We start from the raw sequence: 26,606 nt of genomic DNA, 5'->3' as shown, positions 1-26,606 counted from the left end.
GCTTATTTAAGTTGATTATTCGAATCGGGAACATGTTACCGCATGTCCCGATTTTTTTATTTCCTTTCGTTTATTTCATAGGCTTCAGTTTTTAGGTCAAGGTTATTTAATAATTATATGATCATCTGATATTTCAAACTCAAAGCTGGTCTCCAAGGCAAAGGTGTTCAGTACTTCCTCTATGGTCTCAGTGGTAAAAGTGGCAGAGAACGCCCTGTTGGATAGTGCTTTGTTGTTATTGGTGATGGAAATATTGTAATGCCTTTCCAGCTTTTTCAAAATGCTTTTGAACTCCATCTCCCTAACTATGAACTTGCCTTCCATCCATCCAGTATACTGCCCTGTATCCACCTTTTCCTTCTTTATGGTTTTTTGGCCACTGTCCCATTCCGCTTTGAACCCAGGTTCAAGAAAAGTTGATTGGTCAGGAGGCAGTCCAGGGGAGCCCAATTGGACCAATCCTTCCACCAAAACAGTGTTTATCATCTCATCATCCGGGTAGGCCGATACATTGAACTTGGTCCCCAGTACCTTGATGTCCATTTTGTCACTGTTCACAATAAAGGGTTGCTTTTGGTTCTTACTCACTTCAAAAAAAGCCTCCCCTGCAAGAAACACCTCCCTATTGCCTTTCTCCTTGAACTTTGCAGGATACCGCAGCGAAGATCCCGCATTGAGATGGACCCTGGTCCCATCAGACAAAAGAAGGGTAAAGCGTTTGCCGTTGGGAATGCTCAGTGTATTAATTGCATATTCATTGGTGCCCTCTCCTTGGGAGTAATCCAAGGTCTCTCCCTCTTGCACTCCCAAAGTGTTCCCCTTTCCATCAGTAATCTTTTCATACTCGGAAGAAGACAACTTGAGGGTATTGCCGTTACCAAGATCCAAGGTGATGGCATCGCCTACAACAGGCATGGCTGGAAGTCCAACATTTTGGGAATAGTGCCAATATCCATAAGCTAGTCCCAAGACACCAACAAAAATTGCTGCATAACGGCCATAAACCCTAAATGGATATTTTTTGGGATGATCGACGTTCCACTGATCCGACAATTTTTTCCAAGCCCTTTCAGCGTCCAAATGTTGTAGGTCGGAAAGATCTATTCCCTCTTCATAAAAAGATTTCAATGCAAGAAAAGTCTCTTGGTTCTCCTTTGATGCATTGAACCATTGCATAAATTCCGACTCTTCTTCACCAGCAAGGGAATGGTTCAATTTTTTATATATCAGTTTACCTAATTTCATAATCATGGGTCAATTAAAAAGCAAAGGCCTTTCTTATAAGATTCCCGAAAACAAAAAAAGGGTAGTGAAAAAAGAAGAAAATATTAACTTAATGTTAATCAAGTGTTATACCCTACAGGAGAAATAGATAAAAATTCTTCAAATTTATCCTTAAGATCTTAAAAGATTTTTGGAGATGATACTTTACGGTATTGATGGAAATCCCAAGAATCTCGGCGGCATTTTTATACTTTACCCCTCCCATGACGCATAGCTCAAAGACTTTTTTGCTTTGTTCGGGCAACTTGTCCAAGGCTTTCTGGATCTTCTTTGAGTCCTCCTTCCATATGAGTCTTTCCTCTTGGAGCAATTCCACAGGCACAACCACTTCCGCATCTTCAAGTCTGGACAATTTATTTTTGACCCCCGCTTTCTTTATGCTCAGATTTCGTATGGAGGTTACAATGTAACCTTTCATATGGGCAATTTCAATGGCCTTGTCGCCCAAGGTCAACATTTTATATATGACGTCATGCACAATATCCTCGGCCTCAGCCATATCCTTTACATATCTGAAAGAAATCAGGCACCATTCCTCATAATGTTTCAAAAACAACGCCTTAATTTCGTTTTTGAACGAGGTTTTCATAGAGGGATCAAGGTTTATATTGCACTTAACACCTATTATAGGCATTGGTCATTTTATGATTTATTCTATGAACTTTACAGCATTAAAGCTTAAAAAATCCAAAAAATCAGTATAAACTTATTAATTTTTTTCGATTTTTATTTTTCAATTTTATCATCTGGGTTTTCCTTTTCATCGACTCTACTTTCTCAAGCCATAACCTTACCCCTGTTCTAAAACTATAATGGGGAATTTCATTAAATACTCAGATTTCCCGAGGGTAAGATATTACCATAAAAAATCTATATGATTTTTAATCCCCAAATCTTTAAAGTTGATGACGAAGATAAAGAGGTCATCCATCAAATCTTACGCTCTACCACACTAACAGTTTAGCATCCAAACACCTATAATTCAATGAAGTATGTGAAAAAGGGGCGCTGGTTGTCACCTGCGCCCCATACAATCTAAAAAACTAACCAAACAATTCCAATGATTGCTCGATTTTACACGCCACTTGAAGAGTAGCGGGGCCATTGCATTTGGATTCACAATGACCAAATATCTTAAAACCTTAAACGGCTTTACTCAATACGGCGGCCAAACGTTCGGCCACGTAGTCTACCTGTTCCGGCTTTAGAAGCACAACACCAACGCTCAATCTGTCCTCGGCACCATCCCTTCCCCTTCTAATATTGGTCACAATACTTGGGTTTTCCGCTTTTAAAGCATCACTAACCTCTTTTGGGCTCATCTTCACCTTTTCTTGATCCCAGCTCACCAACATACTTGGAAAGGCATTTGCAGGACCAGGGCTTACATGGGTCTCCCCACTTACGGTCTCAATGGTGGTTATCTTGGTTTTGATACGTTCAATACGGTCCAACCAATCTTGCCACTCCTTTTCATGATCCAGTTCCAAATAGGCCTTAAGGGCTGCGTACATCCCAAAAATCTCCTCTTTGTTGACTTTCATTGGCCTACCTATTGGGGCCTCATGGGGGCTATGGTTGAATTTGGCCGCTTCAATAAGGTCTTTTCTACCAAAAAGAAGTCCGGCACTCTGAGGTCCCCTGATCATTTTTCCTCCTGAGAAAGTAATCAGGTCGAAACCTATTTTCTGAAACTTGAACAAGTTTTCCTTTGGGGGTACATCAGCAGCGGCATCAATGAACGTGGGTATATTATGACGCTTGGCTATGGCTACGAACTCTTCGTGTAAAATTGGTCCGCTTGCCGCATTGAAGTACAAGGCCATTACGGTGTTCTCATTGATGGCAGCTTCCATTTCCTCGGCACCATCCACCTCTACAATCCGAGCACCTGCTGTAGGAATTGCTTGATCGAAGACATATCTATGGCTTTTCTGCATGATAACTTCCGGACGTGGATCGGGAAGGTCAGGCAATTGCCTTCTCTTCTTCAAATCCATACCTGTTATGGTCGCAGCGGTACCCAATACCATGGCACAGGCTGCTCCCGAGGTCACCATAGCGGCTTCCACGTTGAGCATTTCGGCTATCTTTTCACCTACCTTGTCCTGTAGTTGGTACATATTGGCAAAATCATGGGCGGTGGAGTTAATGGCCGCCATCACCTCTGGACGCATCAACGAGCCCGATAGAAAGGTCATGGTAACCCCCGCATTGATTACCGGTGTCACGCCCAGTTCCTCAAAAAAGTTCCTGGTCGCTTCTTCTGTTCCAGCTCCCGGGTCGGTCTTGTTGAATTCACAGGCCGATACCATTCCGGTACCTACCAATCCACCTACTACCGGAACAGCCGATAAGTTTTTCAATAATTTTCTCCTTGTAATCATCTGTTATTGTTTTTGGGTTGTTTGTTTATAGGTCCATTTTTGTGAACTTCAGACACACAGGAGCAGGTACCGAAATGGTATTTCCGGTCGGTTCCAAAAGCCCTGTACTTTGATCCCGTTTAAAAACAACCACCTCATTACTGGCACTGTTTCCTACCAATACAAACCTTCCCGATGGGTCTATTACAAAATTTCTTGGCACCTTGCCCAAGGTGGATTGCCTGCCCACATACTCCAACATTCCATTTTCTTCAATGGCATAAATGACCAATTCATTACTTTCCCCTCTCAGGGAAGCATACAAAAACTTCCCATCAGGTGAGATATGGATATCCGCGGCATCTGCCTCATCCACTCCGCCTTTATACGTTTTGGAAAGCAAGCTCACCGATTGTTTGCTCTTTAATTTTCCACCATCATGATCAAAGGCCGTGACTATTCCCATAAGTTCCTGAACCACATACGCAAACTTGCCGTTGGGATGGAATACAAAATGCCTTGGACCGCTGCCCGGTTCAACACTTACAAAGGACTGATCGGCAGGGGCCATGGGGTTGCTGGAGGAGGCATCTATTTTGTAGATGTTTATCTTATCCGTTCCCAGATCGGGAACGTATAGGAAGCTGTTGTCATTGGATAAGACCGTTGCATGGACCCGGGGTCTCTTCTGCCCAGGTCGTATACTACCGCCCTCATGTCTAATGGACTGGATGGAAGAACCCAAAGCACCATCTTCCCTTATGGGTATGGCTCCTAGACTACCCCCTCCATAGTTGCCCGCATAAACATATCGGTTCATATCATCCACAGCCACATAGCAGGGGCCATCTCCTCCGGTTCCCATAACATTCAAGACACTAAGTTCCCCTTTTTCCGGATCTAGGGATAAAGCGGTCACCGTTCCATTTCCCCTACCCAATTCATTCGCCGCATAAACGTGTTTTCCATTCTTGGATATGACCAGATAGGAAGGGTTTTTGACCCCATTGGTTTCCGACCTATAGCTTAGTTCCCCTGTACCACTATCGAATCGGTAGACAAATATTCCATTGTCCTTGCCCCTTTGTGTATAGGTACCGATCAAAAGGTTATACTCCCCACGGTTCGGTTCTTGGGCCGAACCGTAAAAAATGGTAGTGGTCACCAGCAAAGACATCAGTACCCTCTTCATGATCCTGCCATTGGATCTGCCCTTCAAAATGGTTTTGTTCGATTTCATAACTTTTTAGTTTTCTACATTCTTCTAATCGGGAAGTGCAAAAGCCATAATATACCCTCCGGGTTCATCTTCATTGCCGGCAACGGCAACGGCCAAATACTGTTTGCCTTCACTTATATACGTACTTGGGGTGGCAGTCCCTAATGCAGGAAGGGAAATTTCCCAAAGCCTTTTGCCATCTGCCTTATCAAAGGCAAATAGTTTTCCATCATGGGTACCCGTGAGGAATACCACACCTCCCGCAGTTACAATCGGCCCTGCAGATCCCCCAGTTCCCGTAGGGGGAGCTCCTTCCTCCTGTAGTTCAGGGTCGTTACCCACAGGTATTTTCCACTCATATTCCCCAGTATTCAAGTTGATGGCGTTCAAGGTGCCCCAAGGGGGCTTTATCCCCGGCCTCCCTTTCATATCCCGAAAATGTCCATACGCCCTTATGTTCAAATATCTGGGAAAAGTGTCCGTTTGCACTTCCGTATTTGCTTTTTCGTTAGTCTGTACTTCCTCCAATAGGCGGTCCTCCCATTTGGACCCTTTATTCTTTTGTTCAAACAGGTAGGCCAATATCGCCTCTTCTTCCCCAGGTAGTACACTGGAAAATGAAGGCATCTTCCCAGCCCCCTCATTGATTTTTTTCAAGACCTGTTCGCGCCCCATCTTTACTTGCAATCCCAGTAAGGAAGGATTGTCTGGTTCTTGCCCATTTCTATCGGCCCCATGGCAACTGACACAAAAGTTCCCGTAGAATTGTTCCCCTCTCTCATAGAGTGATACATCTGTCCCTACATCCTTTTTGTTTTCAATCCTTTTCAACAAACCAATCTCGGGAGAGTTGTTGGATTTCACATAGAGAATTCCGCTGTTCGGGTCGTAGGCCCCACCTCCCCAACTAGATCCTCCCCTACTCCCTGGAAAGAAAAATGATCCAATTGTGTCAGGAGGGGTGAAAAGCCCCTCATAACGATAGGAATTAAACGCCTTCAGTAAGGAATCGTATGATTCCTGAGAGTAAAAACTCAAATCTTCCTTGGTGATGAACTGTTTGGCATAGGGTTCCGGTTTGAGGGGAAAAGGTTGTGTGGGCCACGCATGTTCCCCAGGGATATTTGAGGCCGGGACCTTCTTTTCAACTATGGGGAACAAAGGGTCCCCCGTCTCTCTGTCAAGTACGTACAAGAAACCTATTTTGGAAGTTTGCGCCACCGCATCCACCTTTCTTCCATCCCGTTCCAAGGTGACCAAGTTAGGTGGGGCGGGCAGGTCATAGTCCCAAAGATCATGGTGAATGGTCTGGAAATGCCATATATATTCCCCGGTTCCGGCATCAAGGGCCACCACACAATTCCCGAAAAGGTTCATTCCTTTGCGATCGGCCCCATAATAATCATAGGTGGGCGACCCCAAGGAGATAAAGACCATACCTCTTTCCTCATCTATACTCATACCAGCCCAGTTGTTTGCCCCTCCAGCATACTTCCATGCATCCTTGGGCCAGGTTTCATATCCGATTTCCCCGGGTTTGGGAATGGTATGGAACTTCCATTTTAAAGCACCCGACCGTATGTCATAGGCCCTGATGTACCCGGGTTCGGCCCCATATAGTTCCGATACCTCGGTCCCCATGATCAATAGGTCCCCATATACGATACCGGGCGAGGTAGGAATTACGGAAATGGCCTCTGGGTCACCTCGCAATCCTACATTCATGCTGGCCTTTCCCTTATCTCCAAAAGAGTCAATGGGCCTTCCCGTACCTGCCTCCACGGCATAGAGTTGGTCCCCTGCCGTAAACAATATTCTCTTGTCATCCCCATCCTCCCAATAGGTGACCCCTCTGTTTACCCCACCACCAGGTCCACCGTCAAAGGGGTCAAAAGACCATATCATGGCACCGGTACTGGCATTCAATGCATACAAACGGTGCCTGGCCGATGTCGTGTACATAATACCATCCACCACAATGGGGTTGGATTCACTTCTTGAAAACCTGGTCCCCTTAGGGGCATCATTGGGCCTAAAGCTCCATATGGGCTGTAGTTCATCTACGTTCTCCCTATTGATCTGTTCCAAGGGAGAATAGCTGCTGCTATGGTTGTCCGCCTTATAGATACTCCAGGTTCTTTCGAGATTGGTCTTTTTATCGCATCCCAAGCCCAGCAATAGCATGGATGGGATCAATACAGTGATTATGTTTGTCTTTCTCAATTTTGGTTTTTGTTAAAATCATTGTTCGAACTTACCCTTATGGGAGAGTTCCCTTCTTAATCATTCTTTGTCCATCCCTGTCACATATTTCCTGATTTCTTTAGGGCCTTGCCTGAATCAGGTCACGGACATATTCCACCAGTCGATCATTTCCCATTTCGGGGGTGATTTCCGGGGGCAGCTTTCTTAAAAACCATTCCACGTCCCATACCAAGGACTCTCCTGGTTCCAATTCCTGATATGCCCCTTGGTGTTCAATTTCAACATATCCCGTTCCGGTCTTTCGGATATCGCTGGCAAATAATTCAACTTCTCCCTCTTCCGGCGCCTTGTCGATCCATGCGATGTCCTCAAACTTTTTGACCAATATCACAGAGTCATTGACTTGGGCCAACCACCCTTCCGATCCATCCGAATACAATTGGCGATCGCCCGAAGTTGGCAGCCCCCCACCATCATATACAAACCAAACTATACCTTTCCTCTCAGTGACCAAGGGAAGTAATCCCCCGGTGCGTTTCCCCGCCCCCATAGGGTAAAATGCCATGCCATTGATATGGACACGGGTCACCTCCCATGGAGCCACTTTTTGCACACTATCCGATGTGTTGGTTATCGAATAGGTAATCAAAAAGGACGCCGTTGTTGTCTTTCCCCTAATGGCTTTGGTGATCACATATCCCGTCTTTGGGTCCTTTCCGCTGACCATCTTAACAACAGGGCCCATCGATGCATCCGTATAGGGCTTATTGTCAAGCTCAGGGGATGGGGGCCAGCCCCAATCGCTTTGGGGGCTGGGCCAAAAAGTAGATCCCCAGTTGAAGGAATCCACATTCTCATCCGTTAAAAAATTCTCTCCATCCAATTTCAAGGAAGTTATCCTTCCCCCTGTTGATGGATCAATTTCCATTATCTGATTCCCTAGCTGTATGGTATAGCGCCCATCCTCAAGGATTGGGACAACATGTTCCTTATCCATACAGCTGGGGAACAACAGCATCCAAAGGCATAGCATACCCATGGTACCATTGAATATTCTGAAATCCATGATTTCAAATTACCCTGGATCGTAAAATCTCCAAGCCTGTCCTTTAATTCCAGTCATTATCCACATCTGCTGCCAATTCTGGATTGGTGTTCCGTTCCTGTAGGGGAATAGGCAGCAATACATGCTTGTCCAAAAAAGGTTGTTGTCCCGGGCCTTCGGGGTGCTCGGTGTTCAAGACCTCTTTCGCAATGCCCCATCTGTTCAAGTCAAACCAACGGGACTGCTCTCCCGCAAGTTCTATCCTACGCTCCAGCCTTAGGGCATCACGGGCTTCGGATTGACTCAATCCGGTTGGATAATTTACGGCCATAACACTGGGGCGGTTCCTTACTTCATTGATCAAGGACATTCCCTTTGGTACATCGGCACCTTGTTCGATATAGGCTTCGGCAAGCATCAACAATACATCCGCATAACGTACGACATGGGTGTTGATCCCACTTCTTGGCGCAGAGGTATACTGTTGGAATTCATAGGGTTCATATTTTCTGTAGCTGTTGCCAAAGAAATCCTGTGGGTAATCGATGGGGCCATCCGGACAGTGATCGCAATATTGGATATCACCACCATTTGCAGCAGTACCGTAATAGGTCAAGCCTGCCCTTGGATCCATGTAGGGTGCATCGGTTTGTGGGTCGGGATACGCATAGGCTTCCACAAGTGCATTGGAGGCCACAACGTTTTGCCAATCGTTAAAACCATATTCCTGGGCACGTCCCGTATGGAAGGTTCTCCCATTGGAGCCTTCCTGTCCCCCGAACATATAATATTGGGTATTGGGAGTGGTATAGGTATGGTTTACAGCAAAAATGGCTTCCGGTGTATTGATATTGTCCTCCCCGAACAAACGATCAAAATCGGCGTCTAGGCTGTAGTTGAACGGAGCCTTGGTAAGCTTATCGAACTCCACAATGGCCTCATCATATTTTTTTTGGAACAGATAGGTCTTTCCCAAAAATGCAATGGCAGCTCCTTTGGTGCCCCTGCCCAACTGATCTGCGGAATATTCCACTGGTAAATTGGGAATGGCCGCCAAAAGATCTTCCTCTACCACCTTCCATACTGTGGAAACTTCTTCCCTCGGTGCCGAATTCTGTCGGGATGATTCATAATTCATTTTTAAGGGCACCCTCCCCCAATTGGTCACCAAATTGAAGTATGCAAATCCGCGTAATAAGCGTGCCTCGGCAATATACTGTTCCTTTAGCGCCACCTCAGAAGGCGTAGGCTCCCAATCCTCCATGACAAAAAGTGCCAAATTGGCCCTGAACACCATTCGATAAAGCGATGCCCAAAGGGCAACAATATCCGGGTTTGTTGGGGTAAAACTGTATTCCGCCAATTGCAGTTCGGTCCCTACCAAGGGAGGTGCCTTTTCCGCATCATTGGCCAAAAGATCAAATATAAAGTACCATTCCCTTGCCATCATCCCTTCATGACTGAACACAGCATAAGTGGCCATAACGGCCTCATTGTACTGTTCCTGGGTTTTGAAATAGGTCTCATCACTATAGGCGTTCATATTATCGACATCCAGCAGGTTATCTTGGCAGCCCACAGAAACCAGCATGATGATCAGGAACATTATTCCAATTTTATTTTTCATGATATATAGATTTTTCAATGTTAGTGTAATGTGGTCAGAAACTTACTTGTAGACCCAGTATGAACGACCGCGACATTGGGACGGCGCCCGTGTCGATCCCTCTGCTAAAAATGAGGTTGCTTCCACTTATTTCAGGATCATACCCTGAATATTTGGTAAATGTAAATGGGTTCTGGGCCGTGAAATACGCCCGGGCGTTCCTTACCGTATCATGGGTCAACTTGGTAATGACATCCCTCGGAACGGTATACCCCAAAGTGATGTTCCTCACCCTGGTAAAGGAACCGTCCTCCACAAACCAGGAAGAGTTCCGCAAATTGTCAGAAGTTCCAGGATTTTGACCGATTCGGGCTATATCCGTAACATCCCCTGGGTTTTGCCAACGGTCCAAAACCTTTCTTTTGGCATTGAACGGCAGGGCCATCCCCTCCAAATAATATTTGGTGGCATTGATGATCTCCACATCCGCAACCCCTTGAAGGGACAACATGAAGTCAAAATTCTTATATCCCAAATTGATGTTTGCCCCATAGTTCCATTTGGGTATGGGGTTTCCAAGGAAAGTCTGGTCCTCTTCGGTCAACTGTCCATCCCCATTGAGATCCTTAAAGATCCTATCTCCTGGCAACAGACCGGATTGGTACACCGCTCCGGCATCACCCGTTGCATTCCGGGCAATGGCATTGTACTTTTCCACATCGGCATCATCAATGGCAACATGATCGTACACATAGCCATAGAAAGATCCTATGGGCTGTCCCACCTCGGTGCGGGTCATGGCAGGAACGGAGTAAAACGACCCATCTATAATGGGGACCGCATTCTGCGTGCCAAGGGAAGTAACCTCATTTTTGTTATAGGCCCCATTGATATTGATACCAAAATCAAGTTCTCCAAAGGTATCCTGGTATCCCACGGAAAATTCAACACCACGGTTGTATACGGAAGCTGCATTGATGGTCTGGTTACTGTTCGCTCCCGAAACCCCTCCATAACCAGTGGACAAGGGCAATGGAACTTCCACCAAAAGGTCCTCGTTGTCCCGATTGTAATAGCCAAGGTTCACTTCCAGTCTGTTGTTCAAAAAGGATGCGTCCACCCCGGCATCGAATGTGGTGGTTTCTTCCCATTTCAGGTCAGGGCTTGCCGCAATGGCCACAGTGGCCCCGTTCACCAATCCTTCGTTAACCCCCAAGGGATACACTACACTGTTTCCTGAACCGGTCCATACATTGGATTGATAAAGGAAACCAGGGATATTGGAGTTTCCGGTCTTGCCCCAACTGGCCCGTAGTTTTAGATTGGATATAAAGGATGACTCTTTCAGAAAAGACTCTTCGGAAAGTTTCCATCCCAATCCAACTGCAGGAAAATACCCTACCCTATTGTCCTTACTGAACAAAGAAGTGGCATCACGACGCCCGGTAAGGCTGAGGATATAACGATCTTTCAAGGTATAGTTGACACGGGCAAAATAAGATACAAAACGGGCGTTGGAATTGGCATAGCCCGATCCAAGGCTGACCGTTTTTGCCACTCCGATCTGATGGATGATCTCATTGGCAAAATTGGATCCCGTAAGATCTACCCCTCTCGAAATGCCCCCATCCCTATAGGAGTTCCCCAAGGTCAATTGTACATTGTGATTGTTGAAAGTTTTATTGTACGAGAAAAAATTCTCGACAATGTACCTCAGTCCATAATCATAGCTTTCATTTATCTGACTTTGCGTAATAAGCTGATTCCCTGCATAGGTGGGGTTGTAATTGTAGTATTGGCCAAAGTTGAAGGTCACTCCCAATTGGGACCGGAACTTGAGTCCATCAAAAAGATCGACTTCCCCGAACAACTGAACATAATTGTTTAACCTACGGTCCCTTACGTCCCTTAAGTTTGGCTGTATCAATGGATTCTGACTATCATTCCCATCAAGGGCGCTTGTGGCAATTCCATATCCCCCCAATTCATTTTCTGGATCCAGCACGGAAATATAGGGAGGCATTCGAAGCCCGGCCAATATGTTTGCCGTGACCCCTTTGGTCGTTCTGTACTGAAGGTTCAGTTGTTGACCAAGTCTAAATCGCTTTCCAATGTTCTCGACCAAATTCAATCGGACATTGAACCTTGTGAAATCCATTTTTACTATTTGGCTCTGCTGATTGGTATACCCCATGGAGAAATCATATTTTACATTCTCGGAACCGCCACCCACACTGATATGATGCTCGGTGAGCTTTCCCGTCCTGAACATTTCATCCTGCCAATCGGTCGCCGTTACCTGTGCTTCAGGTGTTTGAAGTCTTGGGGGCAATGGCTGTCCGGCATTGGCATACCACTCTTTGATCACTGCCGTATACTCCGCAGCGTTCAGCATATCAAACTGTTTCCATGCCGATGAAAGTCCCGCGTAAGTATTATAGGTGATTTGTGCCTTCCCTCTTTTCGAATTCTTGGTTGTCACAATGACCACCCCATTGGCGCCCTGGGCCCCATAAATGGCCACGGAGGAGGCGTCTTTCAGTACGGTGATATCCTCAATGTCATAAGGACTCAAGGAATTGAATATGGTCTGATCACTCTGGATTCCATCGATCACATATAAGGGGGCCACATTGGTAAAGGAACCGGTTCCCCTAATAATGATCTGTGTGTCCGAACCGGGGTTCCCACTATTGTTGACCACTTGGACTCCGGCCATTTTTCCCTGGATGAGCTCTGAGGTATTGCTGACGGCCACATCCCCAAAATCCTCTCTGGAAGAAGTTGATACCGACCCCACCAGATCCTTTTTCTTTTGGGTGCCATATCCCACCAATACCACTTCTTCAAGTTGTTCGGCATCTTCCAACATCGACACGTTGATGGTCGATACACTTCCTATGGTGATCTCTTGTGTGGTAAACCCCAAGGAACTGAACACCAGTACCGCCCCGGGACCCGAAACTTCCAATGCATAGATTCCATCAAAATCAGCGGCCGTGCCGTTCATGGTACCTTTTTCAATGACAGTGGCGCCGGGCAAGGGAACCCCATTCCCATCGGTAATGGTTCCAGAGATGGTGAGTTGGTCCGGTTTACGGTCCAAGGCTCTCCCGTTGGGTTTTGAAGAGGAATTGTCTTGGACAATCTGTCGTAGGATGATCTGCTTGTTCAAAAGTTCAAAACTGACTCCCGTGCCCCTAAACAGCCGGGAAAGTATCTTTTTAATGGGTTCTTTGTCTGCCTGGATACTCACGGTTCTGTCAAGGTCCACGTCCCTTCGGTTCAGTAAAAATTTGAAGTCCGATTTATGCTCAATTTCTTGGATCACTTTGGCAACCGATACTTGCCTCATATCCAATGAAATCCTTTTGTTCTGGGCATAGGAGTTGGCATGTATTTGAAAGAGTGAGATCAATACCAATAGTGCCGTTAGTTTCATTTTTAAACTTGGTTTAGGAAAATATTCCAGTAAAACCAATGGTTTTAAGAGGTTTTTCATAATTTTGAATTGTTATTTGATTTAATTCTTTTAAATCACTTCGCCCAATCGGAAAATGTGTGCGCATTTTCCGATTTTTTATTTGACAAAGCTCTTGTTCTTCGATTGGTCTTTGGTTGGTGCTTACATAGGTTTTGGTTTTAGGTTATTCGATGATTACTTCATTGTCAATGATCTTGTATTCGATGGCATAGCTTCGGCTAAAGGACTCCAAGATCTGGTCGATGCTCTCAATGTCGAAGGTAGCATCGAAAAATTGTCGATCCAGATGTTCGTTCTTGTTCTTGATCCTGACATTGTACTTCCTCTCCAATGCTTTCCTGATCTCTTTAAAAGAGGTGTTCTTAAAAATCAGCTTGCCCTGTATCCAAGCAGTATATAAATGAGTGTTCACATTTTCAACTGAAATATCGGGGGTCGTTCCGTCCCATTCCCCTTTATAACCGGGTTCCAATTTGGTAGAGGCCAAGCTTGGGTCCCGTTCACTCATCAATTCCACGGAACCTTCCACCAATACGGTCTGAACCATGGTGTTTTCCGGATAATTGCGAACATTGAATTTTGTTCCAAGGACCTGCACATCCATGGCATCTGCATGGACTATGAATGATTGGCCTGTCTCCTTTTTCTTGGTCACATCGAAATAGGCCTCTCCAGTGAGGTAAACTTCCCGGTTCATCCCATCCATGAACTGGACAGGATACCGTAAGGTCGTTCCCGCATTGAGATACACATGGGTGCCATCCGAAAGCACAACATCAAAACGCTTTCCGTAAGGCACTTTCAACGTATTGTAGAGCAGCTCTTTCCTGTTTTGCTGGTTCGAGTAGACCAACATTGAGCCTTTCTGTTCCCCCATCACCCTACCTTTTTTGTCCCGTATCACCTTCCTTTGCTCCGCGACCAGGACTTTGACCTCCCCATTGTCCAATTCAATGGTTATGGCTTCCTCTGTCGGGACCAACTTGGCATGCCCATGATCGGAATCCAGTCCGGTCTCTTTGTTATAGAAATATCCCAAACCAAACAAGACCAAGACAACGGCGGCATACTTGAACATTTTATATGCAAAATGCATACTCTGTTTCTTCTTGTCCTTTTTGATCTTTTGCAACAGGACCTTTTTAAGCTTATCGGCATCAGGTTGGTTCATCGAAAGTGAGATTTGGTAATGACACTGTACATATTCCTCAAAAACATGTTCGTTCTGTGTATGGGCAATCCATTCGGACAAAAGGTCCAGCTCCTTGGCTGATGCTTCATTGAGCAAATATTTTACAATTAGGTTTTCTATATTCTTTGGAGGCATCTTTTTTCACATTCTCTATAGAATGACAATCCCTATTTTGAAAACCCTAACTTTTTTATAATATTTTTATAACATTTGTAATCAAGAATATCTTTTAAAGAAAAAAAATTAGCCATGTATCATACTGATGAAAGGTCGTTGATCCAAGACTTGAAGAAGGGAAACGAAGCAGCGTATATCCATTTGGTTGATCTTTATAACCATCGCTTGTTCGGGTATGCCATTTCCTTGACCAACGATTCTGCCATGGCCGAGGATATTCTGCAAAACGTTTTCCTTAGGACATGGGAAAAGCGAAAGAAATTGCATATTACCTCTTCCCTACAGAACTATCTCTTCCGTTCGGTCCACAATGAGTTCATCAACCAATACAAAAAGCAGCGGACCAACTTGAACATAGAGCAAAAATATTTTGAAAGTCTGGAAAAGATTGCCCTTATCCAAGATGAGAACCGTTTGGAGCGGGCCATCACCATTATAACCAAAGAAATACAGAACCTGCCCCCGAAGTGTCGGGAAATTTTCATGCTCAGCAGAAAGGAGGGGCTTACCAATCTGGAAATCTCAAATTACCTCGATGTATCGGTAAAAACCGTTGAATCCCATATTACCAAGGCTTTCAGATTGCTTCGCAAGAAGTTGGGAGACAACTATCATACCTTACTGTTCCTTTTGCTACAGGGTCCCATTTTAGAGAAGAAAAGGGTTTGATCCCTTAATTTGGATGGCTAGAAGCTGGGCTCGGACCGGTTCCCAGTATACGTATCTTCACGAAAAACCCCGATTTTAAACTGTTCCATCGATAGGAAAGAGGTTAAAACTTCTGTTCCAATCTTGAATTTAAAAAAGTGGAATATAATTGAGTTACCCGAATTTATGGCAAGAGGGATGGGCCAGAAATGTTATAATTCATCTACATACCAACAAAACACTTTGTACAACCATCAATATACTTAAACTTTAAAATAAAGTATTTATTTCGGTTTTTAACCTTTAAATTACATTTAAAAGATATGTTTTTTTGTACTTTTGATTGTTATTATAGTATTCACACTAAATGAAAAAGTCCAAGGATATTGCATCATTTGATGTTTATGATTATTTGAAACATACTTTTTTCCAAGATACACAGCGACCTTATTTGATGGTGGATAGCAGTACGTATAAAGCGGCTTCCATTGACTTTCCCATTAGAAATACTTTCTATGGAATAGCCCTTACCAAACCAGGGGACGTCCAAGTAAAAATTGCTTGTGAACATTATAATATAACAGACAGTAGTTTAATATTACTTGGTCCGGGAATTGTGTCACAGTGGATGACCTATTCCGACGCACCGACGGACACAATCCTGTTCCAGGAAACATTGTTGGAAGGTCTTGCCACATCCACTTTTTTAAGTTCATTACCCTTTTTTCAGCCAGGAGGACACCATGTCCTTAAACTGGAAAATCAAGATTATAAAAACATAAAGGCTTTTTTTCTATTTATGGCTCAGTTTAAGAAAGAAGCCAGTATTTTACCCGGTATAGTACATTCGTTATTGGAATACATAAAAAAACTGTACTATAGACAATTATCCGAAAACCAAACCAAACTAACCATAAAGGAAAAGCAGATTTTCAAGTTTAAATCCATGGTAGCCAGGTTCTTTCGAGAACAAAAACAAGTGAGTTTCTATGCTTCAAAAATGAATATAACTCCAAAATATCTAAGTGAGTTTTTACTTTCCGAAACTGGCAAAACCGCAAAAAATCATATCATTGATGTTGTTATCCTTGATGCCAAAAGCCTTTTGAAGCAAACAACCCTTAGTGTCCAAGAAATATCGTATATTCTTGGTTACTCAGATTCTTCATATTTTTCCAAAATTTTCAAAAAAATGGAAAAATTGTCCCCGTTGGAATATCGAAGGAAGTAACGTTGCTAAAAAACATCAAGGATTATTTTGACAACTTTTTATTTAGATAGAATTCGGTGTCATAGTGTGAAAAACCTGCTGCAGGTTTTTATACAAATATCTCCAATCAAAAATCTATAAAATTGTTGCTCCCATATTGGCCAATTGCAATAAAGCAGACCTTCTGACTTCAACTGCAGCAATTTTTCCCAATAATCCATGCTCAATATCGCAAGCTCCAGTAGTTTCTCTATGTAAACAAACATTTAAACCAAGCATAATAGCTTCTCTAGCTGTTGTGGAGACACAGCCATGTGTATAAAACCCCATTATGATCACTTCTGTGATGCGTAATGAATCAAGCCATTGACCTATATCAGATCCTGTAAACGCGCCATATACATTCTTATGGAATTCCCTTTCTAACTTTGTATTCTTTAAAGGCCCTAAACCTGTATAAAACTCGCTTCCCCATGTACCAGGTATATAAGCAGGACTTTCGTGGGGCTGATTGAAATGTCTTACCCAAGCTATAGGTGTGTTTTCAATCCTTGCGATTTCAACTTGTTTTGAAATTGCCTTTACGGCATCTAAAAAACCAGGAACGGGACGCTTTCCTTTTTCAGAGAATTCATTTTGTGCATCAACGATAATTATTGCCTTCATTATGTCACTATTTTAAAATATAGTTCAAAACTATCCCTATAAAGGGCTTTCAACAATCCATTTCTTGCTATTGGGAAATTTCTCCGGTATGTCCGGTTTTGGAGCCCAACAGTTTTAATCCTGTATTAAGATTTCTTACACGTTCTGAACTGCAACTATGGATTCTGTTCAACTATTATATGCAGTTAATTTTTTAATCGGATCTGGTTAATACAGTACCTCTTCAGCTTGTTTTTCAAGTTCCCATGGTCAATTGTTTTCCACTTGTTATATCACTGTCGTGGAAGACTGCTTCCCTACCAATCATTAACTGTTTTCTGGCCTTTCCAAAATGATAGTTGCCCATTGTACCATTACCGGCGATAACTCTATGGCACGGTATTAAGTAGCTGACGGGATTCACCCCAACTGCACTTCCAACTGCCCTAACCGCTTTGGGCTGCCCAATTATTTCAGCTACTTGTTGAAATGAAGCTACTTGTCCAAATGGTATATTTATAAGTGCCTCCCAAACTTTAATCTGAAAGCTTGTTCCTTTTACCAATAATTCCAAACGATCATTCCTATTTCCAGCAGTAAATATCTGTGTCACTAATTTTTGGGTATACTCTTGCTTTTGGACTATATCAGCCCGGTTCCATTCCTGTTCAAAAAGATGCAATGTGGCATCGGCCATATCCATATCAATAAACTTTAAGGAAACTATTTTATGCTCGGTTACAGCAATAAAGCATAGTCCAAAAGGGGTTCCGTGGAATCCATATACAATTTCCATTCCCAATCCCCTAGTTTTGTATTGGTGCGGAGTTACTCCTTCTATATGTACAAAAAGATCATGAACCCTAGATTGGCTTGAGAGCCCAGAAATTTCAGCAGCATGAATCATATTGTCTGTCTCCCGAATTTTGTGACGAAGAAAATCAACGGTCAGGTAACTTAAAAATTTCTTTGGACTCAATCCTACCCAATCCTTGAAAATTCTTTGAAAATGGTAAGGACTCATATTAATTTTATTTGCAATAAGGGAAAGGTCGGGTTGCTCTTTAAAATTATCTGATAAATACTCAATAGCTTGTTTCACTCTATAGAAATTCACCAACTTAATCGGCATCTTATCTTTTTGGCCACACATTTTTTTCTTAAGGTTTTCCATGTATTAGAAGTATTCCAGCCCAATATCTCCATCAGCTCAATTTCTAGCCATTTGTACGTTTAATCATAGAGAGCATTAATCCACTCAATATCAGCAATGAACCTGCTATTTTGTTTTGCAGATGTACTTTTTTACTGTTCTCCATGAACCCTTTCAACTTAGTGGCAAAATAGGTGTAACCCAAAAGAGAAAGTCCATCTAAAATTAAAAATGTAATGGTCAAGATGAACACTTGAGCTAGGAAAGGCTTTGACTGGCTAATGAATAATGGAAATAATGCTGCAAAAAATGCAATTGCCTTGGGATTGGATATGGACATTAGAAATCCTTCAGTGAACAAACTGAAAAAACTTCTATTTTGTGCAAATCTTTTATTCTGTCCCTGCTTAGGTTTATCAATTATTTTTCCAATTCCTGCATAAACTAAATAAAAAACACCAAGCCATTTTAGCAGCATAAATAATTCCTTTGAAGTAATTAAAATGGCCCCAAGTCCACCAGACGCAAGAATAATTTGCAACAAGTTTGCCGTCAAATCCCCAATAATGGTTCCTGAGGTTTTTTTAACCCCATATTTCATGCTGTTCGCCGTAGCGAGTAACACACTGGGGCCAGGGGTCAGTGTTAGAATTAATACAGCCCCTACAAAAGAGATCCAAAGATTAATGTCCATATTCAATATTTTTAATTTAACAGGGTGGTTCCTTTACATAGCACACAATGAAAAAGACTTGACAACTGTAGGTAGCTTAGTCAAGCTGATTGTTGGATCAATTATTCCCACTTTACATATTCCCCCTGCTCCAATATAAGAGGCTTGACATTTCCCTCTTTTGCAAAACGCAAAAAATTCCCTTCAGGGTCTGGTGTTTCAAAATACCCCTCTGATGGTCTTCCATAGTGGATAGGACAAACAACTTTAGCCTTCAAAAGTTTAGATGCCACAACTGCCTGTTCAGGATTCATTACTGCAGGTATTCCAGTATCAACAACCTCCTCCAACTTGATACGGGCCGCGTTTATCGGTAAAAAAGCAATATCAAAAGGACCATAAGCATTGGCAATATCACGCCAATGGCCATGCCATAATGTATCTCCACAATGAATGATCCTTTTACCACCACCAGTAATAACCCAAGATACTTGCGGATGACCAAATCCATCTACCGCCGGAACTGGTGTTGCAATCAAATCTCCCGTCCATATTGATATATCAGAAGGTTGGTGCAATTTGACACTTTGGGTTCTTATGTCCCTTGTATCAATCCAGGGCAACACATCTTCATGACAATACAAGCGACTGTTTTTATCAAACACTGTTTTAAGTGCTGAAGGGTCATAATGGTCCGTGTGATGATGTGTTATAATTGCATGTCTATACTTTGTTTCGCAGGTCAGTTCAATATCATTTGTTTCCTTATCGAAAATGGCGTCAACAAATAGGGTTGTTGCATCCAGTTCTACCTTAATACCCGCCCACGCGAGTCTCTGTATTTTCATAGAGCTACTATTTTTTGATGATAAAGTATGATTTTCAGGTTGTTGAGATCTTATTATGGATGGCACAAAAGCCATCGGGACAGCTGTTGCATTTTTCCTTATGAATGCTCTTCGTTTCATTTTTTAGTTATGGTATAAAACCTTTAAATGATATAATCGTTGATGATATTAATTCCTACATTGATTAATGTATGTGCACTGTTTTCAAATGTAGAATAGCGCCGAAAGGAATACAATCCAGTTCTTGCTATACGTTACCCACGAAAAATATTCCTACACTTCATTTAGCCTGAGTCAATTTGTAAAATTGTCCCTGCCTACATAACTATTAGTGAAGAATGTTCTATTCATAACGGCAGTCAGTCTCAAAACTCGTTTTACCTCCATGAGATTTCCGTATTTGGAAATTCTCAAAAGACACCGACCTGAATACGTTGCTCAAAACGGGAGGTTTTGAGTCAGTCTGACGGTCTCGGCTATGCGTAGTGGGACCGTTTAGGGGGCATTATCGTCATAGCCATTGTTATGGGCTGGCTTTCTTATTTTCGCTTACTTCTCATTGCTTTCACTTTCTTAATCGAATCGTCTGAAAGAAACTTCTTATATTCCTTTGTTCCTGCTCCGTACATAGCAATTTTTCCTTCTTCGTTACTGTGTATTCCCCAACCATATGATTTGGTTAAAGGTGAGGCACGAAAACAAGGTTGGCCTTTGGCAAAATAATGCTCTCTTTGTTCGTCCATCTCTCCTTTTTCAAATTCTTTTCTGATTGCAAATACACCAAATAATACATCATCAGAAGTGTATTTGTATGGATTTTCATAAAGCATATCGAATTGCAAGTTAGCCACAGTTTTCTTTCCTCCTTTTATTGGTGGCATTTCTCCTTTGTCAGTTTTACTATCTTCCGCTATTTCTATAAACGTATTGTAGTAATTTGCTGTATGCTTCATAATTATTGATTTGGTAGGTTTATTAAATTACCTGTTTCTATCCAAGTCTTTAAATTGCATAGAATTAGGTACCATTGTTTGGCTTCTTCCTGCATAGGGCTGATAGCCATATCATACTTAAAACACCTTATTCTTCGAGAAATTCCAAAATGTCATCCATTAGTTCCTGACTATGTTCTGAATCGATGTCGATGAGCGGCCAAACATGACCCGCTCCCTTGTATATAAAAAGTTCAGATTGAGGTTGGACCGCCTGCACACTTTCATGGAATCCCAAACTATTTTCAAACAACAATTCGGAATCTCCAACAAGGATGAAATTTCTTGGAAAGGAATCAAACTCTATTTCTATTGGATTGGACTCCTTCTCTATATCTGAACCGGTATATAAAGAGACATACTTCAATGATTTTTCCATGGTCAGAGTTTTGTCATTTTCTTCATTGTAGAAGAGGTTGGCACCATTACAATTCAAATCCAACCATGGTGAAACCATTATAATACCTTCAGGCGCAGATATACTTGATTTATAAATGTAATGTAGCGTTTGAAGTAATAACCCGCATCCTGAACCGTCTCCCATCATAAATAAGTTACTTCCTTCACCTTTTTCAATGAGCTCCCTGTAGACATTCACTACTTCTTGGACACCTTTGGGATAAGGTGATTCAGGGGCCAGTGAATATTCTATGAAAATAAACCGAGCATTCAGTTTAAAGGATAAATGACTAACAAAAGCCCTATGGGATTCAATACCTCCCAGTGCATAGAATCCTCCATGCAAATAGATTACCGTTCTATTGGAGGAGACTTTTGAAGGCGTAAAAAAGTAACAATCAACGTTAGAAACCGATTTCATGAAAACAGTGACGTTTTCTTCCATCGGATATAGGGTTCCAATTTTGTTAAATTGCTCTCTTTGCAGGTCTAATTCTTGCCAATCAATATTAGGTTTCATACTTTATGATAATCTAAAACAATGCGTGTAGTGTCATTGGTTATGGCCAATTTATATGGTCTATTTCTTGCCAATAGACCAACTACTCCGAACCATACTGCTACCTAAAGCCATTAAGTCGATATTATCTGATTGTTGAATACATCCAAGATTTTTTTCATAGCATATGGTCATGTACTTCCGTTTGAAAGAATCAATTTCCTAATCTTATCGACTTCCCACATACAATCGTTTAGAAATACATAATGGTCATATGCCTATATGGATAAAGGTGTCACTTACAGATCTGTTTAAAGTCATCAACCATCCATTAATCAGTCATAGAAAACCTATCCATTGCTTCCAAACACATTTTCAGTAGAAGCGATACGCCCCATCCAATGGGCAATGGTAACCTGCCTTCCTTTCGTAAAATTAGCATGGAGTGTAGTGTTTTAAGCAATCTGATTTTCGGTATAAAGAGTACTTTTTTCGGTTTGATATGATTGTAATTTGAAAACACCTGCAATCTGGTCGCAAAGAAAAACATACCCTTTATACCGAAATATGGACATATAAATCATTGAACGCAAATGTAAATTTGCCAACTACTATACCAGTAGAAATATTGATGCTCAGGATCATTTTAGTTTACTGTTGAGTGGTCTTTCAAATTGACAATACTTATATAAATATTTTTTTATCATGATGAACAAGGTATTCAAGACTGACAATAGTATATCCCCTACCATCTTAAGATATAGTTTAGGGATCGTTATGTTGCCACACGGTTATCATAAAATCACCAACATAAGCAGTACCATTGAACATCTTATCCAAGACTATGACTTGTCTCCGATTCTAGCTCTCCCAATAGTGATTATAGAATTTTTTGCATCCTTGTTACTATTGGTCGGATTTGCGAGTAGAATAATGGCATTTTTAATTTTTACGGTCATGGCAGGTGCAATACCCTATCATTGGGGCAATGGCTTCTTCATGAACTGGTTCGGAAATCAACAGGGAGAAGGTTTTGAGTATCACTTACTCGCTTTGGGAATTGCTTTGGCAATTATGGTTTTAGGTGGAGGAAGATACTCATTGGACGCAAAAATTGTACAAAAATCACAAAAGGGAAAGACGATAGAATGTTGATTATGATCGGGAGATTGAAGAATAAAACTCAACTACTGTTTGTATTAATATTCATTTCATGTTCCTCAAGCCGAAAACATAAAATTATGGAAGCAACGATTTCTAAAGAAGAGTTGAAGCAAACAAGAACTTTTTTCAATAGTCTGGGGGCCATTTATCCTCCTTCTGATGGCGTTACAGTGGATAAAGAGAGAATTAATGGGATTGTGACATATACTTTTAGCCCACAAGATGCAAAGCAAAATAAGATATTACTCTATGCCCATGGTGGCTCATTCGCTTTGGGAGGTATTGAATCCCATAAGGCATTCATGAGCCATTTTGCCAAAAATACGCACACAAAAATAATATTGGTTGCGTATGGACTGGCTCCTGAATATCCATATCCCCATGGCATAAAGGATTTTAAATCGGTCTACCAAGAGGTATGTACTCGAAACAAGGAAAAAAGCATATTCGTGGGAGGAGATAGCGCAGGTGGTGCTATTGTGGTTTCCTTTATCCATGAGTTGGAAAAGGACAACCTATCCCAGCCCGATGGGGTGATTTTAATCTCTCCTTGGCTGAACTTGAACTGCAATACCGAAAGCTATGTTTACAACAAAGATAAAGACCCTATTTTGACCAAGACGGAACTTAAAAAATATGCGGTTTTGTATGCAGGTCGAGAAAAAATCAATGTTGTAGCTCCGTCAAATTTATCGTTTTCGACATTTCCTCCATGTCTAGTCATGGTTGGGAAAAACGAAATACTCTATGACGACGGTAGAAATTTTGCCAAAACCATAAAGGGAATCCAACCAAATTCAGATTTCTTGGAATTTGAAGAAGTGACCCATGTTTGGCCATTGACCAATATTTCTTCTAGGCCTACGCAAAAATTATTTAAAAAGATCAATGGGTTCTTAAACCACTGAATCAGATTTGATTATTGCATTTGATCTCGCTTTAAAGAAAAATAAAATTATGGTCTTTCATTATTATCCAAACACTTAGAGAAACATGAAACCAAAAAAGCTTCTTGTACTACTACTATCAATACAAATACTGCAATCATTAAAGGCTCAAGAAAATACAGAACATTCAAGACCAAAAACCATGGAAGTAAAAATTGAAGCACATCATCAAAACAAAGAACTTATCAACCACTTATATCATGTAATAATCAACGAAAGAAAGTGGGATGAGTTATCGAAGATTATATCGGAAAAATATATCAATGATAAGGGACATGTAGGGGTTAAGGCATTTAAAAATGAGATTAGCGGTATAATTGATATTTTTCCCACTGCTTCATGGTCTATCGAAGAACTCATCTGCGAAGACAACAAAGTTGTTGTCAAACAAACAATAAAGGGAACTCGCCAAATAGATTCCAACAACCACCTAACATCAGATGATACCAGGTACAGTACGGGATATGTTATTTATACCTTGGAAGGCGGAAAAATTCTTGACTTTGAAATATTAACGGCTAGACCTTCCTTTTTGCAGCAATTGGATAACCTCTCTTCCAATAGAATTGAGATGTCAGATAAATCAAGTTCAAAAGTATATTTCGTTGATAGGTTTGTTGTCCCAAAAAAGGCTTATTCCGAATTTTTAGGGAAGATGTCCCTTAGTCGGGATGTAATCAAAAAGCTTCCAGGTTTTATCAAAGATGAAGTAATGATAAATGATGAAGATGGCACATCAGTAAAAATGGTAACCATAGCTCTTTGGGAAAGTTTAGAGCACTTTGAAAATGCCAAGGAACGTGCCTTTGAAGAATACAAAAAAGTGAATTTTGATCCCAGAACCTTTACACAACGCTTGGGAATTCAAAGAGAAAGAGAGGTTTACAAAGCATATAAAGAGTAATACTTGGCCAAGGTTTTAGCGGTTATAACCTATAAAATCAAGTATGTCATTTCACTTTTATATTGAAAACATAGAAAGTGAAAACAGGTAACGAAACCCATGAACTTAAAGCCATGGAAATAGTCAATTGGCTGATTAGGCCACTGCCAAGAGATAACCATATAAGGTTACATTACCGGAAAAGAAGAATGGGCATAAAAACTAAATGTGAATTCCTTCTTTTCACATTATTGCCACTGGCCTACTTTGAATTGAAAAACCAAAGTATTATGGAAATAAAGAAAGAACAAACTATCGAAACATCTACAGCGGCGGTTTGGGATGTTTTGACAAAACCCGAATATATAAAAATATGGTTGGGTGTCGAGGTGGAATCAGACTGGAGAATCAATAGCGCAATACTTTTCAGATTTTCTTGGGATGGAAAAGGTTTTGTTGACAAAGGAAAAATTATAGGACTTGATAAGAATAAACTCTTTGCCTATACGTATTGGAGCAATTTTTCCGGGTTGATCGATGAACCTGGAAACTATTCAAAAGTTAAATTTGAACTTGAAGAAAAGGGTGGACATACCTCATTGAAATTGGTACATTCCAAAATCAAAAACCAGACCATGTACGTACATGCCGATAAAAACTGGGAGGGGACATTGAATGAAATAAAGAGCCTTTCCGAATCGATAAAAAAGAAATAGGGCCAACAGGGCATATGCAATGAATGGCTGAACTTACGGTTGATTCGTCTATCTCCAAATCCGATTGGAATAAGTAACCCACACGTCGAATCGAAAACATTCTCTTCAACTCAAAAACCGGCAAGTACAGGCTGTAATTCTTATTAAAATAACAAATGGGATATTATACAAGAGTTCTTTGTGTCACCAAAAACAAACCTACAGTTCAAAACATTTTGTGCTTTTTAACCGCTAATGGAGTTGAAGTACGCTCCAATCTGAACGAGAGGGATTTACAAACCAAAGACTGGAATCATTTTGAATTGGTCTATGATGAAAATAGCCCACCGCTTTTGGTTGAGTTGAACTTAGTTGGAAATTCGGATGGACTTGCGGAAGAGGAACTGGAAGAGCTATTGGGATATATTGGCACACCAAACTTCTATGAGCTAAAAAAGAAAAAAGTGATTGGACACTTAAAGAGAACAAAGTACATAATTTGTGTTCAATTGCCGATACATGCAATGAAAGACAAGGGTCATGATGTGAACGGAAAACTAATGCAATATTTTCAAAGGAACTTTTCGGGGATGATTCAAATCGATAGGAAAGGGTTTTATAATGGATCCGAGTTATTATTGGAACTGTAAAAATCAAACTCACCTATTATGGTGTCATGGGGCACCTTGATAAAAGTAAGAGAATCCATCAAATGACCAGATTCACAGCGATATCTTACGATATCTACGGACCACAACCCACTCACTTCCCTGCAAACATCATCAAAACGAGATCACGAGTAAAATGATCGGCAATCAAATATAAAAGTATGAAGCTTAACCATTTTGGCATAACCGTTACAGAGGTAGCTGCGGCCCGGATTTTTCTGGAAAAATATTTTGGAATGAAGGGTATTGGGAAAAATAACCATAAGATTACCCATTTAATGGATGATAGTGGAACCATTCTTAGCCTGTTCAAAGAAACCGGGAATAATATTTCAACACCCCAAACGACGCATATTGGTTTTATACAAGAATCTGAAGATTCAGTATTGAAAATATATGAACGTTTGACAAAAGATGGTTTTGTCATCAAGCCGCCGAAACGAGGTCATGGCCTATCATTTATAGTGGTGGCACCTGGCGGTTTTGCCGTTGAAGTAGTGTGCTGATCACAAAATACACCCGAAGTCACCGTATTGTGCGTGAATAAAATATATCAAGTTGCCAATATCAAATACCACTCGTATTGACATTTAATAAGAACTTC

The 26,606-nt window shown here is 41.5% G+C and carries 23 protein-coding genes; 8 read left to right on the top strand and 15 right to left on the bottom strand.

Going from position 1 to position 26,606, the window contains the following annotated elements:
- Positions 1-102 precede the first annotated feature (102 nt).
- From F8C76_RS18635 to F8C76_RS01695, 9 genes are all read right to left on the bottom strand, one after another.
- Positions 103-1,245, bottom strand: a complete 1,143-nt coding sequence (locus tag F8C76_RS18635) for a FecR family protein (protein ID WP_170283939.1) — start codon at positions 1,243-1,245, stop codon at positions 103-105.
- A gap of 112 nt (positions 1,246-1,357) precedes the next feature.
- Positions 1,358-1,873: an RNA polymerase sigma factor gene (locus F8C76_RS01730; RefSeq protein ID WP_170283938.1), complete on the bottom strand. Its 516-nt coding sequence runs from the start codon at positions 1,871-1,873 to the stop codon at positions 1,358-1,360.
- A 553-nt stretch (positions 1,874-2,426) separates the two neighbouring features.
- On the bottom strand, positions 2,427-3,671 hold the full coding sequence (locus F8C76_RS01725) for an aminotransferase class V-fold PLP-dependent enzyme (protein ID WP_152130186.1): 1,245 nt from the start codon (positions 3,669-3,671) through the stop codon (positions 2,427-2,429).
- A 25-nt stretch (positions 3,672-3,696) separates the two neighbouring features.
- The gene (locus tag F8C76_RS01720; protein ID WP_211372099.1) at positions 3,697-4,890 is read right to left on the bottom strand and encodes a lactonase family protein; all 1,194 of its coding nucleotides are present in this window, start codon (positions 4,888-4,890) and stop codon (positions 3,697-3,699) included.
- A gap of 24 nt (positions 4,891-4,914) precedes the next feature.
- Positions 4,915-7,092, bottom strand: a complete 2,178-nt coding sequence (locus F8C76_RS01715; RefSeq protein WP_211372098.1) for an outer membrane protein assembly factor BamB family protein — start codon at positions 7,090-7,092, stop codon at positions 4,915-4,917.
- A 100-nt stretch (positions 7,093-7,192) separates the two neighbouring features.
- Positions 7,193-8,140 carry a DUF4380 domain-containing protein gene (locus F8C76_RS01710; protein WP_152130185.1) on the bottom strand — a complete coding sequence of 316 codons (948 nt, stop codon included), beginning with the start codon at positions 8,138-8,140 and terminating at the stop codon, positions 7,193-7,195.
- Between the two features lie 43 nt (positions 8,141-8,183).
- Entirely contained in the window at positions 8,184-9,746 is a 1,563-nt protein-coding gene (locus tag F8C76_RS01705) for a RagB/SusD family nutrient uptake outer membrane protein (RefSeq protein ID WP_152130184.1), read from the bottom strand.
- Between the two features lie 34 nt (positions 9,747-9,780).
- Positions 9,781-13,167, bottom strand: a complete 3,387-nt coding sequence (locus F8C76_RS01700; RefSeq protein WP_170283937.1) for a TonB-dependent receptor — start codon at positions 13,165-13,167, stop codon at positions 9,781-9,783.
- A gap of 205 nt (positions 13,168-13,372) precedes the next feature.
- Positions 13,373-14,536 carry a FecR family protein gene (locus tag F8C76_RS01695; protein ID WP_152130182.1) on the bottom strand — a complete coding sequence of 388 codons (1,164 nt, stop codon included), beginning with the start codon at positions 14,534-14,536 and terminating at the stop codon, positions 13,373-13,375.
- Between the two features lie 114 nt (positions 14,537-14,650).
- Here F8C76_RS01695 and F8C76_RS01690 point away from each other — a divergent pair, with 114 nt between their 5' ends.
- Together F8C76_RS01690 and F8C76_RS01685 are read left to right on the top strand one after the other, a co-directional pair.
- Positions 14,651-15,247 (top strand): RNA polymerase sigma factor, encoded by a 597-nt coding sequence (locus tag F8C76_RS01690; protein ID WP_152130181.1) that lies wholly within the window; start codon positions 14,651-14,653, stop codon positions 15,245-15,247.
- Between the two features lie 346 nt (positions 15,248-15,593).
- The gene (locus tag F8C76_RS01685) at positions 15,594-16,457 is read left to right on the top strand and encodes a helix-turn-helix domain-containing protein (RefSeq protein WP_152130180.1); all 864 of its coding nucleotides are present in this window, start codon (positions 15,594-15,596) and stop codon (positions 16,455-16,457) included.
- A gap of 114 nt (positions 16,458-16,571) precedes the next feature.
- On the opposite strand, the gene F8C76_RS01680 is transcribed toward F8C76_RS01685, so the two are convergent.
- The 6 genes from F8C76_RS01680 to F8C76_RS01655 form a co-directional block, all read right to left on the bottom strand.
- A complete protein-coding gene (locus F8C76_RS01680; RefSeq protein WP_152130179.1) occupies positions 16,572-17,102 on the bottom strand; it encodes a cysteine hydrolase family protein in 531 nt (176 codons plus the stop codon).
- Positions 17,103-17,337: 235 nt separating this feature from the next.
- Positions 17,338-18,255 (bottom strand): methylated-DNA--[protein]-cysteine S-methyltransferase, encoded by a 918-nt coding sequence (locus F8C76_RS01675; RefSeq protein WP_152130178.1) that lies wholly within the window; start codon positions 18,253-18,255, stop codon positions 17,338-17,340.
- 43 nt (positions 18,256-18,298) lie between these two features.
- Positions 18,299-18,928 (bottom strand): LysE family translocator, encoded by a 630-nt coding sequence (locus tag F8C76_RS01670; RefSeq protein WP_152130177.1) that lies wholly within the window; start codon positions 18,926-18,928, stop codon positions 18,299-18,301.
- Positions 18,929-19,029: 101 nt separating this feature from the next.
- Positions 19,030-19,875 (bottom strand): MBL fold metallo-hydrolase, encoded by an 846-nt coding sequence (locus tag F8C76_RS01665; protein ID WP_152130176.1) that lies wholly within the window; start codon positions 19,873-19,875, stop codon positions 19,030-19,032.
- 419 nt (positions 19,876-20,294) lie between these two features.
- Entirely contained in the window at positions 20,295-20,708 is a 414-nt protein-coding gene (locus tag F8C76_RS01660) for a DUF6157 family protein (protein WP_152130175.1), read from the bottom strand.
- A gap of 127 nt (positions 20,709-20,835) precedes the next feature.
- A complete protein-coding gene (locus F8C76_RS01655) occupies positions 20,836-21,666 on the bottom strand; it encodes an alpha/beta hydrolase fold domain-containing protein (RefSeq protein WP_152130174.1) in 831 nt (276 codons plus the stop codon).
- Positions 21,667-22,350: 684 nt separating this feature from the next.
- Here F8C76_RS01655 and F8C76_RS01650 point away from each other — a divergent pair.
- From F8C76_RS01650 to F8C76_RS01625, 6 genes are all read left to right on the top strand, one after another.
- Positions 22,351-22,800 (top strand): DoxX family protein, encoded by a 450-nt coding sequence (locus F8C76_RS01650; RefSeq protein WP_152130173.1) that lies wholly within the window; start codon positions 22,351-22,353, stop codon positions 22,798-22,800.
- Positions 22,801-22,886: 86 nt separating this feature from the next.
- Positions 22,887-23,717: an alpha/beta hydrolase fold domain-containing protein gene (locus tag F8C76_RS01645; RefSeq protein WP_170283936.1), complete on the top strand. Its 831-nt coding sequence runs from the start codon at positions 22,887-22,889 to the stop codon at positions 23,715-23,717.
- 85 nt (positions 23,718-23,802) lie between these two features.
- Positions 23,803-24,660: an ester cyclase gene (locus tag F8C76_RS01640; RefSeq protein WP_152130171.1), complete on the top strand. Its 858-nt coding sequence runs from the start codon at positions 23,803-23,805 to the stop codon at positions 24,658-24,660.
- Positions 24,661-24,737: 77 nt separating this feature from the next.
- Complete coding sequence (locus F8C76_RS01635; protein ID WP_152130170.1) at positions 24,738-25,355, top strand: SRPBCC family protein; 618 nt, start codon at positions 24,738-24,740, stop codon at positions 25,353-25,355.
- A 155-nt stretch (positions 25,356-25,510) separates the two neighbouring features.
- Positions 25,511-25,984, top strand: a complete 474-nt coding sequence (locus F8C76_RS01630; protein ID WP_152130169.1) for a hypothetical protein — start codon at positions 25,511-25,513, stop codon at positions 25,982-25,984.
- Between the two features lie 179 nt (positions 25,985-26,163).
- Entirely contained in the window at positions 26,164-26,508 is a 345-nt protein-coding gene (locus tag F8C76_RS01625; RefSeq protein WP_152130168.1) for a VOC family protein, read from the top strand.
- Positions 26,509-26,606 lie beyond the last annotated feature (98 nt).

It is taken from the genome of Flagellimonas olearia (genome assembly GCF_009184425.1).
GTDB classification, from domain to species: Bacteria; Bacteroidota; Bacteroidia; order Flavobacteriales; family Flavobacteriaceae; genus Flagellimonas; species Flagellimonas olearia.
The sequence above is the reverse complement of the archived record's forward strand: the minus strand, read 5'-3'. Positions and strand labels throughout refer to the sequence as shown.

Bases quoted from the DNA above. Each gene is read 5' to 3' on its own strand.
- F8C76_RS18635 (WP_170283939.1), bottom strand. From the start codon at position 1,245: ATGAAATTAGGTAAACTGATATATAAAAAATTGAACCATTCCCTTGCT.
- F8C76_RS01730 (WP_170283938.1), bottom strand. From the start codon at position 1,873: ATGAAAACCTCGTTCAAAAACGAAATTAAGGCGTTGTTTTTGAAACAT.
- F8C76_RS01725 (WP_152130186.1), bottom strand. From the start codon at position 3,671: ATGATTACAAGGAGAAAATTATTGAAAAACTTATCGGCTGTTCCGGTA.
- F8C76_RS01720 (WP_211372099.1), bottom strand. From the start codon at position 4,890: ATGAAATCGAACAAAACCATTTTGAAGGGCAGATCCAATGGCAGGATC.
- F8C76_RS01710 (WP_152130185.1), bottom strand. From the start codon at position 8,140: ATGGATTTCAGAATATTCAATGGTACCATGGGTATGCTATGCCTTTGG.
- F8C76_RS01705 (WP_152130184.1), bottom strand. From the start codon at position 9,746: ATGAAAAATAAAATTGGAATAATGTTCCTGATCATCATGCTGGTTTCT.
- F8C76_RS01700 (WP_170283937.1), bottom strand. From the start codon at position 13,167: ATGAAACTAACGGCACTATTGGTATTGATCTCACTCTTTCAAATACAT.
- F8C76_RS01695 (WP_152130182.1), bottom strand. From the start codon at position 14,536: ATGCCTCCAAAGAATATAGAAAACCTAATTGTAAAATATTTGCTCAAT.
- F8C76_RS01690 (WP_152130181.1), top strand. From the start codon at position 14,651: ATGTATCATACTGATGAAAGGTCGTTGATCCAAGACTTGAAGAAGGGA.
- F8C76_RS01685 (WP_152130180.1), top strand. From the start codon at position 15,594: ATGAAAAAGTCCAAGGATATTGCATCATTTGATGTTTATGATTATTTG.
- F8C76_RS01680 (WP_152130179.1), bottom strand. From the start codon at position 17,102: ATGAAGGCAATAATTATCGTTGATGCACAAAATGAATTCTCTGAAAAA.
- F8C76_RS01675 (WP_152130178.1), bottom strand. From the start codon at position 18,255: ATGGAAAACCTTAAGAAAAAAATGTGTGGCCAAAAAGATAAGATGCCG.
- F8C76_RS01670 (WP_152130177.1), bottom strand. From the start codon at position 18,928: ATGGACATTAATCTTTGGATCTCTTTTGTAGGGGCTGTATTAATTCTA.
- F8C76_RS01665 (WP_152130176.1), bottom strand. From the start codon at position 19,875: ATGAAACGAAGAGCATTCATAAGGAAAAATGCAACAGCTGTCCCGATG.
- F8C76_RS01660 (WP_152130175.1), bottom strand. From the start codon at position 20,708: ATGAAGCATACAGCAAATTACTACAATACGTTTATAGAAATAGCGGAA.
- F8C76_RS01655 (WP_152130174.1), bottom strand. From the start codon at position 21,666: ATGAAACCTAATATTGATTGGCAAGAATTAGACCTGCAAAGAGAGCAA.
- F8C76_RS01650 (WP_152130173.1), top strand. From the start codon at position 22,351: ATGATGAACAAGGTATTCAAGACTGACAATAGTATATCCCCTACCATC.
- F8C76_RS01645 (WP_170283936.1), top strand. From the start codon at position 22,887: ATGGAAGCAACGATTTCTAAAGAAGAGTTGAAGCAAACAAGAACTTTT.
- F8C76_RS01640 (WP_152130171.1), top strand. From the start codon at position 23,803: ATGAAACCAAAAAAGCTTCTTGTACTACTACTATCAATACAAATACTG.
- F8C76_RS01630 (WP_152130169.1), top strand. From the start codon at position 25,511: ATGGGATATTATACAAGAGTTCTTTGTGTCACCAAAAACAAACCTACA.
- F8C76_RS01625 (WP_152130168.1), top strand. From the start codon at position 26,164: ATGAAGCTTAACCATTTTGGCATAACCGTTACAGAGGTAGCTGCGGCC.